Origin of the sequence: Sodalis sp. RH19 (assembly GCF_047324215.1) — a bacterium.
Classification (GTDB): domain Bacteria; phylum Pseudomonadota; class Gammaproteobacteria; order Enterobacterales; family Enterobacteriaceae; genus Acerihabitans.
The window spans coordinates 2,881,146-2,896,390 of the sequence record NZ_CP178734.1; the positions used below are offsets into that span (position 1 = coordinate 2,881,146).

A 15,245-nucleotide genomic window follows, 5' to 3' on the forward strand; every position below is an offset into this window, starting at 1 on the left:
GGATTCGATGGCCAAAGAAGACAATATTGAAATGCAAGGCACGGTACTGGATACATTGCCTAACACCATGTTCCGTGTGGAATTGGAAAACGGGCATGTGGTAACCGCTCATATCTCCGGTAAAATGCGCAAAAACTATATCCGCATCCTGACGGGCGACAAAGTCACTGTTGAGCTGACCCCGTACGACCTGAGCAAAGGCCGCATTGTCTTCCGTAGCCGCTGATAGGCTTCCTTACCGCCGATATGCGCCGTGCGGGCGTTTATCCGCGCCGACCTGATACTCCATAATGATACCTGCCGGTGCCGGAACACGGCCCGGCTCCCTGTCGCGCAGCCGGACCTCGTCCGCCGCCGCTCCGCTGGGGGAATAAAAAAAGGCGATGCAGCGCATCGCCTTTTTATCTTGCCCGTTACCCGCTGATCGGGGTTTAGTGGACCACGCCTTCCGCTTTGCGTTTTTGCGCGCTGAGGAAATGGTAGGTCAGCTCTTTCTTGTCCTTGTTCAGCTCTACGGTGACTGAACCGCCATCGACCAGCGACCCGAACAGCAGTTCGTTGGCCAGAGGCTTCTTCAGGTTCTCCTGCATCACCCTGGCCATCGGCCGCGCGCCCATGGACTTGTCATAGCCCTTGGTGGACAGCCAGTCGCGGGCTTCATCGCTGACTTCCAGCGACACGCCCTTGGCATCCAGCTGCGCCTGCAGTTCCACGATAAACTTGTCCACCACCAATTGGATGATTTCCGGCGACAAGTGATTAAACCAAATCACGTTATCCAGGCGGTTGCGGAATTCAGGGGTAAAGATCTTCTTGATCTCGCCCATGGCATCCGTACTGTTATCCTGCTGGATCATACCGATAGACTGGCGCGTGGTTTCCTGCACCCCGGCATTGGTGGTCATCACCACTATAACGTTGCGGAAGTCCGCCTTACGGCCATTGTTATCGGTCAGCGTACCGTTGTCCATCACCTGCAGCAGCAGATTGAACACGTCCGGATGCGCTTTCTCGATTTCATCAAGCAGCAGCACGGCGTGCGGATGCTTGAGGACCGCATCGGTCAACAGGCCGCCCTGGTCGTAGCCCACATATCCCGGAGGCGCGCCGATCAGCCGGCTGACCGTATGACGCTCCATATATTCGGACATATCAAAGCGCAGCAGCTCGATATCAAGCGCTTTCGCCAGTTGCACCGTGACTTCGGTTTTACCCACGCCGGTCGGACCCGCGAACAGGAAGGAACCTACCGGCTTATGATCCTGGCCCAGCCCGGCGCGGCTCATCTTGATCGCTTCGGTCAGCGCCTCGATGGCCTTATCCTGTCCGAACACCAGCATCTTCAGGCGTTCGTTCAGGTGCTTGAGCACATCGCGATCGCTGGAGGAGACGGTTTTTTCCGGAATCCGCGCGATACGCGCCACCACCGATTCGATATCCGCCACGTTAACGGTCTTTTTACGTTTGCTCACCGGCATCAGCCGGCTGCGGGCGCCCGCCTCATCGATAACATCGATGGCCTTGTCGGGCAGATGGCGATCGTTGATGTATTTCACCGCCAGCTCAACCGCCGCGCGCACCGCCTTGGCGGTATAACGCACATCATGATGGGCCTCATATTTTGGCTTAAGCCCGGTCAGGATCTGCACGGTCTCTTCCACCGACGGTTCGGTGATATCAATTTTCTGGAAGCGACGCGCCAGCGCCCGATCCTTTTCGAAAATATTACTGAATTCCTGGTAGGTAGTGGACCCCATGACCCGGATCTTGCCGCTGGAAAGCAGCGGTTTGATAAGGTTAGCCGCATCGACCTGACCGCCCGAAGCGGCGCCGGCGCCGATGATGGTGTGGATCTCATCGATAAACAGGATGCTGTTTTTATCCGATTCCAGCTGCTTGAGCAGGGCCTTGAAGCGCTTCTCGAAGTCGCCGCGGTATTTCGTGCCGGCCAGCAACGAGCCGATATCGAGTGAATAAATCGTGCAGTCGGCGATAACCTCGGGCACGTCGCCCTGGACGATGCGCCAGGCCAGGCCTTCCGCAATCGCCGTTTTACCGACGCCGGATTCGCCCACCAGCAGCGGGTTGTTTTTACGGCGACGGCATAATACCTGTACGGTACGTTCCAGTTCCCGCTCACGGCCAATCAGGGGATCGATCCCGCCCACCCGGGCGAGTTGGTTAAGATTGGTAGTGAAATTTTCCATACGCTCCTCCCCGCCTGCCTGCTCTTCGTTAACCGGATTTTCAGGGCCGGGTGCCTGCGTTTCATCTTTACGGGTGCCGTGGGAGATGAAATTCACTATGTCGAGCCGGCTGACATCATGCTTACGCAGCAGATAGGCCGCCTGGGACTCCTGTTCGCTAAAAATAGCAACCAGGACATTGGCGCCGGAGACTTCACTGCGTCCTGATGACTGGACATGGAACACCGCGCGCTGCAATACGCGCTGGAAGCTGAGCGTAGGCTGCGTATCGCGCTCTTCGTCACTGGTCGGTAAGGTCGGTGTGGTCTGTTCGATGAATGCTTCGAGCTCCTGGCGTAACGCCACCAGGTCAACCGTGCACGCCTCGAGCGCTTCCCGCGCAGAAGGGTTGCTGAGCAATGCCAGCAGCAGATGTTCCACGGTCATAAACTCATGCCGGTGCTCGCGCGCTCTGGCGAAAGCCATATTTAAACTGAGTTCCAGTTCTTGATTGAGCATTGGCACCTCCCCAAATTGATTGCCTGTTCAGGCCTTTTCCAGCGTACAAAGCAACGGATGCTCATTTTCCCGGGCATAACGATTAACATGAGCGGCTTTGGTTTCGGCGACTTCGGCGGTGTAGACTCCGCAGATAGCCTTGCCGTGATAATGAACCGTAAGCATCAGTTGCGTTGCACGTTCAACATCATAAGAAAAGAACTTTTGCAGTACGTCAATGACAAATTCCATCGGAGTGTAATCGTCATTGATAAGTATCACTTTATACATTGATGGGGGTTTTACCGCATCTTTCAATAGGTCTTCGGCAAAATTCTGTTCGCCTGGCCTTTCGCTTGTGTTACCCATCGTCTTTCCGTCAATACGTTGCTCTTTCTTGATATACCGCTGCAACCGCCGGCTACCCCGGAGCGCAGCCCCATCATGGTTAACAGTCTACCATTAGATGTTCAAAACCGCCGCCTGCTAAAACCTATAACAATAATAGGATTTTGATCGCGACCGGCGCCTTGAGATTTTGTCAAAAAAGCGTCAATATCGTTACCTGCTTCAAAGTTTAGTAATGTCATCAGCCAACTCCTCCAGCATCCTCTTGACCTGTGCTTCCTATCCTCTAGAGTGTACTTGCGTAAGCCGCTGCTGTTTTGACCAATCAGGCTTACGACGTCAACAATCCTCATCACATATAAGATTCGGTTGCGAGGGATGTAGAAGCATGGAGACGGGTAAAGTAAAATGGTTCAATAACGCCAAAGGTTTTGGGTTTATCTGTCCTGAAAGCGGCGGCGAGGATATATTTGCGCATTACTCAACAATCCAAATGGACGGTTATCGCACGCTCAAAGCCGGGCAAGTGGTCAGATTCGACGTTCATCAGGGTCCCAAGGGGAACCATGCGAGTCTGATTGTGCCTGTTGAAACCGAGACTGTTGCCTGATGACGCGCCTCGCGATTAATGCCTAAGGATGCTAGTGAAATGCCAGTGAATCGCTGGCATTTTTTTCGCAAGCTGGTCCCTGCATACTCAAGGTATAACATTTTTCTTTTAAGACGCAAGCATAATTATATCAGTAGCAATCACTAAATCGCCTTAAGTTTCCCCCGCGCGCGCTGATTCCTTCCTCCCGCCATTTCACCCCCGGCTGACGCGATATCCTGCTGTCAAAACCCTGCACCATAAACATATGGTAAACAAGTTATTATCTCTTCTTCATCCCCCCGCCATATTGACCAACCGTTTAACAAGGCCTTGTTGAAATAGGTTTTTGTTTTAAACCAGGTCATACAGATATGTCACAGCTTGTATCCAGTCTGGAAAAACCGGATTCATTAACCGGTTGGCAATTGGCGCTGGCCCTGTTTTTCGGCAAGCTGATGCCGGGCGCGGCTTGGACCCGCCCGGTTTATCGCTGCAAGTTCATGCTCCGCTATCTCTGCACGTTCGCGTATTCCGCGCCCTGGCTGGCATACCTGGCGCAATCCCCGCTGTTGCCGCAGATGCTCGCCTCACAGCCGGGGCTGCCCTGTAAGCTGCACCGCCCCTATCTCGCCGCGAACATGCGCCGTAAACAACGGCTGGACGCCCTGCTGTTTCACTACACCTATACCCAGGCGCATCTCCCCCCGGCCCTGCTCAACGGACACCTGACGGGCGCAGGCATCATCCTGGCGGAGCTTGCGGCCAGGGACGGGCGGCGTTTTTACCTGCGCCTCGACTCGCTGGACCATTTAAACCGCGAAGGCGAGGCCACCGTGCTGCTTACCGATGAACACCATGTCATGCTGGCCGAGATAACCTTTGCCATTACCCCCGGCCAGGGCGCCACGCTCTTTATCGGCGGCCTGCAGGGGGCGGGGCGGCAGGTGGCCCACGAGGCGATACATGCCGCCACAAAATCCTGCCACGGCCTGTTTCCCAAGCGGCTGGCGCTCGAGACGGTAATGCTGCTGGCGGCCAACCTGGATATCCAGCGCATTCTCGCCGTGGGCAATAATAGCCATATGTACCGGGCGCGGCGTTACTCTTCTAAAAAAAGGCGGTTCCTGCACGCTGACTACGACAATTTCTGGTTATCCCTCAATGGTCAACGCGACGAACAGGGTTATTTCCATCTGCCATTAAGCATCCCGCGCAAGCCTCTGGAAACAGTGCCCAGCAAAAAACGCGCCGAATACCGACGCCGATATGAGCTGCTGGACCAGCTTGCCCGACAAATCAACGCGCATTTCGCCAGGGACTAGCCGGCTGCCGCCTGGTCCCAGGCGGCAGCGCCGTGCGTACTTATCACGTTCATCCGCGCAAGACACCATCGCCCCACGCCGCCTTTACAGTTATCCCGGTTTTGGTTAGTTTAAGGCAGCTTTCCCCGCCGCACAAAAGGATGTGACCCCACTATGTATTCCGGCCTGTTGATTATTCTCATTCCTTTACTCCTCGGCTACCTGTTGCCACGCCTGCGCCAAGGGGTGCTGCGGGCCGTCAACCGCCTGTTGAGCGCGATGGTCTATATCATTCTGTTCTTCATGGGCATCAGCCTGGCATTTTTAGATAACCTGGCCAGCAACCTGTTGCTGATTGCCTGGTATGCCGGCATCAGCGCCCTGTGCATCCTGACGGTTAACGGCGCCGCGCTGTGGTGGCTGGAGAAGCGCGCGCCCTGGCCGGCGCCCACCCATCAGGACACGCCTCCCTCCCGGCTGCGCATGGCCATGGATTCGCTCAAGCTCTGCCTGGTGGTGGCGGCGGGATTTGCCATCGGCCTGACCCAATGGCGCTGGCTCAGCGTCGCCTCGCGCGCCAGCGAATTCGCCCTGATCCTGCTGCTGCTGCTGGTGGGGATGCAGTTGCGCAACAGCGGCATGACGCTACGGCAGATACTGCTGAACCGGCGCGGCGCCAATATCGCCCTGGTGGTGGCTGCCAGCGCGATGCTCGGCGGCGCCGGCGCGGCAATGATCCTTGGGTTGCCCCTGCTTACCGGACTGGCCATGGCCTCTGCTTTCGGCTGGTATTCCCTTTCCGGCATTTTAATGACCGATGCCTTTGGCCCGGTGGTGGGCAGCGCCGCATTTTTTAACGATCTGATACGCGAGCTGCTGGCCATCATGCTGATTCCCGGACTGATGCGCCGCAGCCGCAGCGTCGCCCTGGGCCTGTGCGGCGCCACGTCGATGGATTTCACGTTGCCGGTGCTGCAACGCAGCGGCGGCCTGGAAGTGGTGCCGGCGGCCATTGTGCACGGCTTTTTATTGAGCCTGCTGGCGCCGGTTCTTATCGCGCTATTCTCCGCCTGACCGGCCAGGCACTGCACTTCCCCGTTTAAAAGGACTAAGCTTTACCGGCATGGGATTTTTTTTGTCTTAGTCCCGACTCATTTTAAAGGGGAAAGCCATGAAACAAACCGTTGCGGCAGCCATTGCCAAAACCCTCGAGCAAGCCGGCGTCAAACGTATCTGGGGCGTCACCGGCGATTCGCTTAACGGCCTGAGCGACAGCCTTAATCGCATGGGCACCATTCAATGGATGGGCACCCGTCATGAAGAGGTGGCGGCCTTCGCCGCCGGGGCGGAAGCCCATGTCACCGGTCAGCTGGCGGTGTGCGCCGGCTCTTGCGGGCCGGGCAACCTGCATTTGATCAACGGGTTGTATGACTGCCACCGCAACCAGGTGCCGGTGCTGGCGATTGCCGCCCATATTCCCTCCAGCGAAATCGGCAGCGGCTACTTCCAGGAGACCCACCCGGAAGAACTGTTCCGCGAATGCAGCCATTACTGCGAATTGATTTCCAATCCGGAACAACTGCCCCAGGTGCTGGGCATCGCCATGCGCAAGGCCATTCTCAACCGCGGCGTCTCGGTGATCGTGCTGCCGGGGGACGTGGCGCTGAAACCGGCGCCGGAAGACTATCAGCCGTCATGGTATACCCCGCAGCCGTCCCTGAGTGTCCCGCCGGTGGGCGAATTGGAAAAACTGGCCGCGGTGCTGAACCAGGCGGAAAATATCACGCTGATGTGCGGCTGCGGCTGCGCCGGCGCCCATGATGAAGTGGTCAGGCTGGCCGGACTGCTCAAGGCGCCGATCGTCCATGCGCTGCGCGGCAAGGAGCATTTGGAGTGGGATAATCCCTATGATGTCGGCATGACCGGCCTGATTGGCTTCTCATCCGGTTATCATGCCATGATGAACGCCGACACGCTGGTCCTGCTGGGGACCCGTTTCCCCTATCGCGCCTTTTATCCCACCAACGCCAATATCATCCAGATTGATATCGATCCGGGCAGCCTGGGCGCCCATTGCGCGGTGAATATGGCGCTGGTCGGCGATGTCAAATCCACGCTGGCGGTACTGTTGCCGCGCTTGACGGAGAAAACCGGGCGCCATCATCTTGATCAGGCGCTGGAGCATTATCACGCCACCAGGGGGGATCTCGATGCCCTGGCCAAACCCAACGGCAATAAACCTATTCATCCGCAGTACGTGGCGCAGCAGGTCAGCCGCCTGGCCGCCCGCGATGCCATCTTCACCTGCGATGTGGGTACGCCGACCGTATGGGCGGCACGCTATCTGGAAATGAACGGGCAGCGCCGGCTTATCGGCTCTTTTAACCATGGCTCCATGGCTAATGCCATGCCGCAGGCCCTGGGCGCTCAGGCGGCCTATCCCAAGCGCCAGGTGGTCGCCCTGTGCGGCGACGGCGGCTTCACCATGCTGATGGGCGATTTTTTATCCATGGCGCAGATGAAGCTGCCGGTTAAGATCGTGATTTTCAACAACAGCGTGCTGGGCTTTGTCGCCATGGAAATGAAGGCGGGCGGCTATCTGACCGACGGCACCGACCTGCAGAACCCTGATTTTGCCGCCATCGCCCGCGCCGCCGGGATCAAGGGCATCCGGGTGGAAAAATCCGCTGATCTTGACGCCGCGCTGGAAGAGGCGTTTGCCACCGACGGACCCGTGGTGGTGGATGTGATTACCGCCAAGGAAGAACTGGCCATGCCGCCGCAGATTAAATTCGAACAGGCAAAAGGTTTCAGCCTGTATATGCTGCGGGCCATCATTAACGGCCGCGGCGATGAAGTGGTAGAATTGGCCAAAACCAACTGGCTGCGCTAGGGCCCGGTATGATACGCCCGGCATCAGGGTCCCTTTGCCGGGCGGCGGCATCATTAGGGCACAGGTGTTAACGCCCGTATCAAGAACGTAACGGAGTGAGCATGATTGATCTACGCAGTGATACCGTCACCTTGCCAAGCGCCGCCATGCGCCGGCTGATGGCGGAAGCCGAGGTTGGCGATGATGTTTATGGCGACGATCCCACCGTGGCGTCGCTCGAAGCCGACGGGGCCCGGCTCAGCGCCAAAGACGCGGCGCTGTTTTTCCCCAGCGGCACCCAGGCCAACCTGGTGGCCTTGCTGACGCATTGCCAGCGCGGGGAAGAGTACATCGTCGGCCAGCAGGCGCATAATTACCGCTTCGAAGCCGGCGGCGCGGCGGTGTTGGGCAGTATCCAGCCACAGCCGCTGGACGCCGACGCCGACGGCACCCTGCCGCTGGATAAGGTGGCGGCGGCCATCAAACCCGATGATTTTCATTTCGCCCGCACGCGCCTGTTAAGCCTGGAAAATACCCATAACGGTAAAGTGCTGCCGCAGGAATACCTGCGGCAGGCCTGGCAGTTTACCCGCGACCACCGTCTGGCGCTGCATATTGATGGGGCGCGCATTTTCAATGCCGTGGCGGCGCTGCAGATCCCGCTCAGCGAAATCACGCAATATTGCGATACGCTGACTATCTGCTTATCAAAAGGACTGGGTGCGCCGGTGGGCTCGCTGCTGTGCGGCGGCGCGGATTATATCCACCAGGCCCGGCGCTGGCGCAAGATGGTGGGCGGAGGGATGCGTCAGTCGGGGATCCTGGCGGCGGCGGGCCGTTACGCCCTTGAGCATAATGTGCAGCGGCTGCGCGAGGATCATGATAACGCCCGCTGGCTGGAACAGCGGCTATCGGCACTGGGCGTTGAGATCGTGGCCCCGGGCGCGCAAACCAATATGCTGTTTATCCGCCAGCCGGCGGAATTGGCCGCCAAACTCGGCCCCTGGATGAAACAGCATGATATTGTGGTGGCCGCCGGCACGGTTACCCGCCTGGTCACCCATTTAAATATCAGCCGCGCCGATCTGGAAAAGGTGGTGGGCTGCTGGGAGGAATTCCTGCGCCATCAGGCACAGCTATCCGGCGCCCCGCTCACCGGCGTGTATTTCCAGTAACGCATCCAGGATCGCCTCGGTTTCCGCGTCCGCCAGGCCGCGGAAATCCCGCGGGCGAAAATGCATCTGGAACGCCGCCAGCGCTTTTTGCTGCAGCGCCGCCGGCAGTTGCGGCGCTACATCGTAACCGTATTGCGCCATCCGGGTCATTATGCCCGCCATCGCCGCCGGCGAGTTGGGGTCGCGCCCCGCCAGGTAATGCCCTACCCGCCGCGTATCCGGCCAGACGCCAACGCCCGCCGCCGCCAATTGCCGCCAGGGGAATAACGGGCCGGGATCCTGTTTGCGCCGCCAGGCGATATCGCTGTGCCCCACGACATTGCCTGGCAGGATATGATACCGGTGGATGATATCGCGGCTCAGGGCAATGACCAGTGCGATTTGCGCCGGGGGATAGGGGGTCGCGCGCGCGCCCGTCAGGGTACGCCGGTACCCGTGGTTTTCGATTTCAATGCCAATCGACGTATCGTTAAGATGCGTGCGTCCGCGCCAATAGCTTTCGCCCGCGTGCCAGGCGCGACGGGACTCATCCACCAGCCGTAGCGCGGTGGGTACGCCCGGCGCCCCGCCGGGCACCGCCGGGATAAGATAGTGGGCGCTGACCTGCTCGGCGGTCAGGGTGCTCAGCGACGCGGCAAAATCCTCGGCGGTATAATGGATGACTAAAAACTGCACCCGCTCATCCGCGCCATGCGCGCGCCGTGAATCGTCCACCCGGTAAGCCGCCTCATGGGCCGGCGGTGTTATTGCCTGCTGGCAGCCGGCGATGCACAGGATTAACAGGGTCATGGCCCACCATGGCATCGTTGGTTTCGGCCCGCCGGCCGGACAGCCCGGCGCGCCGCTGCTCATCATGCCAATATCCATCAAGCACCTAATCCTGTTGAGTCATATCACCCGACGGTGACGCGCTGTAAATGATATACGCCAGGTATCGGGCCGGCTATCCTGTTTACGATTTAATTATTTTCAACGCTGTCGCCAGCAACGCATGCCGCGGCTGATAAATATCCTTTCCCCTCGGCGCGAAAGCAGCGCTCGGGATTTTCCGGTCTTGACAAGACCAAGGATTAAAAACCGCTACAGGCGCGTTAATCAATAAAGAAATTGATGATTTACAGGCGCCACCGCAAGACGGCAAAAATGATGAAATACCCGCCGATTGCCCTGAATTAATGCAGATTAAAAAAATATCAGGAAAAATTGAGCAATAACATCCACTTGAAGTTTAATGCAAGCGCATTCTCCAAGGATGATAAAGATATTCACCCGCACAATACCTTGGGATAAAATGATTTTAAGACCGCTATCCCACCCCATTGCCCGCCAGAATAACGCCAGGCGCCATCTTAACCGGGCCTGGCGCGTCCCCGTCTTTAGCCAAACGTGCCGATCCTCACACAACCATCTGATTTTTAATTATACTCGATGGTACTGATCTATCGCCATCCTCTATCGTGAAGGTTAATAATGAACAATAAGCTTTATGCCCTCTTGCCGCTGGCATTGATTCTTGCCGCATGCACCCAGGTCGATCCGGCGTTTAAGGATATCGGCACGCGCAGCGCGCCCTGCGTCGACGGCGGGCCGGATACGGTGGCGCAGGCGTTCTACAATCTGCGCATCGCGCAGCCGCAGGGCAAACCCAGCGCCTCGCAGCTGGGGCAGTACCGCCCCTACCTCAGCGAACGGTTGTTCCACGTACTGACCACGGATCGTAAAGCGCAGGCCAAGCTTACCGCCTTGCCGCCCGGGGATATCTTCAGCAGCCAGGCCGACGGACCCGCCACGGCCGAGGTTCACAGCGCCTCGCGTATCCTCAATACCGATGCGAAAAATATCCCCCTGCGCGTAGACCTGTCCCGCAGCCAGGGCAGCAACGGCCAATCGGTGCGCTGGCAGGATGAAGTGCTGATGATCCGCGAAGGCAACTGCTGGGTGCTGGACGACGTACGCTACCTTGGCACGCTATCTCCCCATCCCGCCGGCACCCTGCGCCAAACGCTGGAAGAACGTTAATCGCATGTAGCCAGCGGTTCTTGCTGCCGCGGGCGCCAGCGGGCGCTGCGTCCACTGCCCGCTGGGATAAAATGCAGCACATCGCGGCAATGCGGCGGGGAGGAATGACGTTTTGTGCTGTTCGTGATATTATTACGCCCCTAAATGTAAATTTTAATCGCGGCGGATTGCATCGACAGGCCGTCGACGTTAACATCTGCCGCCTTAATGGCTATTCAGTTTCTTCGCATGAGTATTCAACTAAACCGCATTGACTGTTTTTACGGCGCCACCTGGCGCTGTTTGATATCACCCTTGACTGCCCGGCGGGAGAAACGCTGGTGCTGCTCGGCCCCAGCGGGGCGGGTAAAAGTTCTTTACTGCGGGTACTCAACCTGTTGGAGATGCCCCGCGCCGGTCAGTTGTCGATCGCCGGCAACCATTTCGATTTTATCCAGGCGCCCGGCGAGAAAGCCATTCGCGAACTGCGTCAAAACGTCGGCATGGTATTCCAGCAATACAACCTCTGGCCGCATTTAACCGTGCGGCAGAATTTGATCGAGGCGCCCTGCCGGGTGCTCGCCCTGTCGCGCGCCGTGGCCAACGAACGGGCGGACAAGCTGCTCGATCGCCTGCGTTTAACCGATTTCGCCGATCGTTTTCCCCTGCATTTATCCGGCGGCCAGCAGCAACGGGTCGCGATAGCCAGGGCGCTGATGATGGAACCGCAGGTGCTGCTGTTTGATGAGCCGACCGCGGCGCTGGACCCGGAAATTACCGCACAAATCGTCAGCATCATTCGTGAACTGGCCCAAACCGGCATCACGCAGGTGATTGTGACGCATGAAGTAGAGGTAGCGCGTAAGACTGCCAGTCGCATCGTGTATATGGAAAACGGCCACATTGTGGAACAAGGCGATGCCACGCATTTCGCCACCCCCCACACCGAGGCGTTTGCTCACTATTTGTCGCATTAATTGTTGGAATAAAAAAATGAAAAAATTGATTATTGCCGCAGTGCTGGCCGGAATGACGTTTTCCGCCGCCGCGGCGCAGACCATTCGTTTCGCCACGGAAGCCTCTTATCCTCCGTTTGAATTTGTTGATGCCAATAACAAAATCCAGGGGTTTGATATCGATTTGGCCAATGCGCTCTGCAAACAGCTTCAAGCCGAATGCACCTTTACCAACCAGGCTTTCGACAGCCTGATCCCAAGCCTTAAATTCCGTCGTTTCGACGCGGTGATCTCAGGCATGGATATCACGCCGGACCGTTTGCAGCAGGTGACGTTCAGCCAGCCTTATTATGAAAACTCCGCCATTTTCGTGGCGCAAAAAGGCAAATTCGCCGATCTGGCCGCGTTGAAAGATAAGCGTGTCGGCATGCAGAACGGCTCCACCCATCAGAAATTCCTGCTGGATAAACATCCTGAAATCACCGCCGTGCCTTACGACAGCTATCAGAACGCCATCCTGGACTTGAAAAACGGCCGTTTGGACGCCGTCTTCGGCGATACCGCCGTGGTCAATGAATGGCTGAAGAAAGACGCCGACCTGGCCACCGTCGGCGATAAAATCACCGATAAAGCCTATTTCGGCACCGGCCTGGGCATTGCCATGCGCCTGAACAATAATGAGCTGCGCGACCAGTTCAATACGGCGCTGGATAAAGTCAAGCAAGACGGTACCTACCAGACTATCTACCAGAAATGGTTTAAGCAGTAATCGCCTTTCATGAATGAACTTCAACCCATAGCCAGCGCCGCCGGGACCACCGTCGGCCTGGCGCTGTGCGCGCTGGTGGCCGGGCTGTTTCTGGCGATGTGTTTTGCCGCCTGGGAATCCGTCCGCTGGAGATGGCTGGGGCTTATCGGCACCGCCGTGGTGACGCTGTTGCGCGGCCTGCCGGAAATTCTGGTGGTGCTGTTTATTTATTTCGGCGCCTCGCAGCTGCTGGTGATACTTGCCGACGGCTTTAGCCTCAACCTGATTGCGGCGCGTATTCCGGTGCGCCTGCCGATTGATAACTTTAACGTCAGTCCCTTTGTCTGCGGCGTGATTGCCCTGGCGTTGCTGTATGCCGCCTATGCCTCGCAAACGCTGCGCGGCGCGCTGAAAGCCATCCCGCAGGGACAGTGGGAGTCGGGCCAGGCGCTGGGCATGAAAAAAAGCACGGTTTTTTTCCGCCTGGTGATGCCGCAGATGTGGCGCCATGCGCTGCCCGGTCTGGGCAATCAATGGCTGGTGCTGTTGAAAGATACCGCGCTGGTGTCGTTGATAAGCGTTAATGACCTGATGCTGCAAACCAAAAGTATCGTCAGTTTCACCCAGCAGCCGTTTACCTGGTACCTGGTCGCGGCGGCGGTGTATCTGGTCATCACCCTGTTCAGCCAGATCATCCTGCGGGCGTTCGAGCGCCGTTCCACCCGTTTCGAGACGAGGGATTCCTGATGCTGGCCTACCTGCCCGAACTGCTGAAGGGGCTGCCCACCAGCCTGACGCTGACGCTGTGCGCCATCATCATAGCCTTGCTGCTGGCGCTGCTGTTTACCCTGGTTATCAGCCTGAAGACGCCGGTGCTGACGCCTTTAATCAAAATCTACATTACCCTGTTCACCGGCACGCCGCTGCTGGTGCAGATATTTTTGATTTATTACGGTCCCGGGCAATTCGCCGCCCTGCGCGCCATTCCCTGGTTATGGGCGCTGGTCTCGCAGCCATGGCTGTGCGCCATGGTGGCGCTGGCGCTTAACAGCGCCGCCTACAGCACCCAGCTCTTTACCGGCGCTATGCGCGCCATTCCCGCCGGACAATGGCAGTCATGCGCGGCGCTGGGCATGTCGCGCCTGCAATCCCTGCGCTTATTGATGCCGTTCGCCATCAAGCGGGCGCTATCGTCCTACTCCAATGAAGTGGTGCTGGTGTTTAAAAGTACCTCGCTGGCCTACACCATTACCCTGATGGATATCATGGGCCATGGGCAGTTAATGTATGGTCGCACCTACGACGTCATGGTGTTCGGCGCCGCAGGCATTATCTATCTGTGCGTTAACGGCGTGCTGACCCTGCTGATGCGTTTGATCGAGCATCGGGCGTTACGGTTTGAACGACGTAACTGAGGGAATGCGTTGCAGCAGAACCAGCGTCTCGTAATGGGCGGTATGCGCAAACATATCAAATAACTGCGCCTTGACGATACGGTATGCCGGCAGGGCCTGCAGATCCCGGGCCAGGCTTTCCGCCTGGCAGCTGGAGTAAAGAATATACGGGGGCGCCATGCTCTCCAGATAGCGGCATAAATCCGCGCCAATGCCGCGCCGGGGTGGGTTGACCAGCACCAGATCCGGCACCTCCGCCCTTGAGCGCGCGAACTGGGTGGAATCCAGCGCCTGGAACATCACCTGGGTCAGCCCCATCAGCTGCGCCGACTGGCGCGCGCTGGCTATCGCCTCGGCGCTGATTTCAATGCCGGTCAGGCGCATATCCGGGCGCGCGCAGTGCAAACCAAAACCCCCCACCCCACAAAACAAATCCCACAGGCTGCTGATTTCCAGCTCGCCGACCCACTGCCGGGCGGCGGCGTACAGGCACGCGGCGACCGACGGGTTGGTCTGGAAAAAACCGCGCGGGCGGATAAACAGCGGCACATCATTGAGCCGTTCCGCCAGCGCGGTATCCTCGGTCAGGATGATTTCAGTTTCACCTTCAAGAATGGCCATATGCACCGGCTGGAGATTCACCGATATCACCTGAAGCTGGGGCACACGCTCCCGCAGCCAGGGCAATTGGGCGCGCAGCGCGTCCAGCTTGGCCTGCGAGCGCAGCACGAAACGCAGCATCATGCCGCCGTCATGCCGGCTTTCGGTCAACAGCAGGAATTTTAACTCGCCGCGCCGGCGCGCCACGTGATAAGGCGTCAGGCCGGCGCGGGCGATAAAGTGTTTAAGCACGCCGAATACCGGCGCGAAGGTGGGGGGGTAAAGCGGGCAGGCGCAGAGGTCCAGCGGCTCTCCGTCCCGCGCCATGATGCCCAGCACCGGGCGTTCTACGCTGCCGCTTACCACCATTTTCGCTTTATTGCGAAACGCCGCGGGCGGCGAAGCCAACGGCGCCAGCCACTGCGCCACGGGCATGGCCGACAATAACCCGGCCAGGGCGGCCTGTTTATCCGCCAACTGCTGCGCATAGGGTTTATCCAGCCACTGGCAGGAATGGCAACGATCCGCGCTGAAAAGTTCGCAATGCATAGGTTTTCTGGCCGGTTAAACAGGCGCG

At 58.2% G+C, this 15,245-nt stretch carries 14 protein-coding genes and 1 pseudogene; 11 read left to right on the top strand and 4 right to left on the bottom strand.

Annotated features, from left to right (window positions below):
• Positions 1-7 precede the first annotated feature (7 nt).
• Positions 8-226, top strand: coding sequence for a translation initiation factor IF-1 (gene infA, locus ACL2XF_RS13050; protein ID WP_002211347.1), 219 nt, complete (start codon positions 8-10; stop codon positions 224-226).
• 205 nt (positions 227-431) lie between these two features.
• On the opposite strand, the gene clpA is transcribed toward infA, so the two are convergent.
• Positions 432-2,705: an ATP-dependent Clp protease ATP-binding subunit ClpA gene (clpA, locus tag ACL2XF_RS13055; protein WP_410015920.1), complete on the bottom strand. Its 2,274-nt coding sequence runs from the start codon at positions 2,703-2,705 to the stop codon at positions 432-434.
• 27 nt (positions 2,706-2,732) lie between these two features.
• Positions 2,733-3,053, bottom strand: a complete 321-nt coding sequence (clpS, locus tag ACL2XF_RS13060; protein WP_331122169.1) for an ATP-dependent Clp protease adapter ClpS — start codon at positions 3,051-3,053, stop codon at positions 2,733-2,735.
• A 367-nt stretch (positions 3,054-3,420) separates the two neighbouring features.
• Between clpS and cspD the strand changes: the two genes are divergently transcribed.
• The 5 genes from cspD (at position 3,421) to ltaE (ending at position 8,972) form a co-directional block, all read left to right on the top strand.
• A complete protein-coding gene (gene cspD, locus ACL2XF_RS13065; protein WP_132922666.1) occupies positions 3,421-3,642 on the top strand; it encodes a cold shock-like protein CspD in 222 nt (73 codons plus the stop codon).
• A gap of 353 nt (positions 3,643-3,995) precedes the next feature.
• Positions 3,996-4,946 (top strand): VirK/YbjX family protein, encoded by a 951-nt coding sequence (locus ACL2XF_RS13070; protein ID WP_413727003.1) that lies wholly within the window; start codon positions 3,996-3,998, stop codon positions 4,944-4,946.
• Positions 4,947-5,099: 153 nt separating this feature from the next.
• A complete protein-coding gene (locus ACL2XF_RS13075; RefSeq protein WP_410015922.1) occupies positions 5,100-5,999 on the top strand; it encodes a lysine exporter LysO family protein in 900 nt (299 codons plus the stop codon).
• A gap of 97 nt (positions 6,000-6,096) precedes the next feature.
• A complete protein-coding gene (gene poxB / locus ACL2XF_RS13080) occupies positions 6,097-7,818 on the top strand; it encodes a ubiquinone-dependent pyruvate dehydrogenase (RefSeq protein WP_410015923.1) in 1,722 nt (573 codons plus the stop codon).
• A gap of 101 nt (positions 7,819-7,919) precedes the next feature.
• Positions 7,920-8,972 carry a low-specificity L-threonine aldolase gene (ltaE, locus tag ACL2XF_RS13085; protein WP_410015924.1) on the top strand — a complete coding sequence of 351 codons (1,053 nt, stop codon included), beginning with the start codon at positions 7,920-7,922 and terminating at the stop codon, positions 8,970-8,972.
• Here the strand turns inward: ltaE and ACL2XF_RS13090 are convergent.
• Positions 8,934-9,776, bottom strand: a complete 843-nt coding sequence (locus tag ACL2XF_RS13090; protein WP_413728815.1) for an N-acetylmuramoyl-L-alanine amidase — start codon at positions 9,774-9,776, stop codon at positions 8,934-8,936. The genes ltaE and ACL2XF_RS13090 overlap by 39 nt on opposite strands.
• A 666-nt stretch (positions 9,777-10,442) precedes the next feature.
• Here ACL2XF_RS13090 and ACL2XF_RS13095 point away from each other — a divergent pair.
• The 5 genes and pseudogenes from ACL2XF_RS13095 to artM all read left to right on the top strand — a co-directional run bounded on the left by ACL2XF_RS13095 (position 10,443) and on the right by artM (position 14,089).
• Positions 10,443-10,991 carry a lipoprotein gene (locus tag ACL2XF_RS13095; protein WP_410015925.1) on the top strand — a complete coding sequence of 183 codons (549 nt, stop codon included), beginning with the start codon at positions 10,443-10,445 and terminating at the stop codon, positions 10,989-10,991.
• Between the two features lie 228 nt (positions 10,992-11,219).
• Positions 11,220-11,947 (top strand): annotated as a pseudogene (artP, locus tag ACL2XF_RS13100) (arginine ABC transporter ATP-binding protein ArtP).
• A gap of 16 nt (positions 11,948-11,963) precedes the next feature.
• Entirely contained in the window at positions 11,964-12,695 is a 732-nt protein-coding gene (gene artJ, locus ACL2XF_RS13105; RefSeq protein WP_410015927.1) for an arginine ABC transporter substrate-binding protein, read from the top strand.
• Between the two features lie 9 nt (positions 12,696-12,704).
• Complete coding sequence (gene artQ, locus ACL2XF_RS13110) at positions 12,705-13,421, top strand: arginine ABC transporter permease ArtQ (RefSeq protein ID WP_410015928.1); 717 nt, start codon at positions 12,705-12,707, stop codon at positions 13,419-13,421.
• A complete protein-coding gene (artM, locus tag ACL2XF_RS13115; RefSeq protein WP_410015929.1) occupies positions 13,421-14,089 on the top strand; it encodes an arginine ABC transporter permease ArtM in 669 nt (222 codons plus the stop codon). The genes artQ and artM overlap by 1 nt, the downstream gene beginning before the upstream one ends.
• Here the strand turns inward: artM and rlmC are convergent.
• Positions 14,066-15,217 carry a 23S rRNA (uracil(747)-C(5))-methyltransferase RlmC gene (gene rlmC / locus ACL2XF_RS13120; RefSeq protein WP_413727004.1) on the bottom strand — a complete coding sequence of 384 codons (1,152 nt, stop codon included), beginning with the start codon at positions 15,215-15,217 and terminating at the stop codon, positions 14,066-14,068. The genes artM and rlmC overlap by 24 nt on opposite strands.
• Positions 15,218-15,245: the final 28 nt, after the last annotated feature.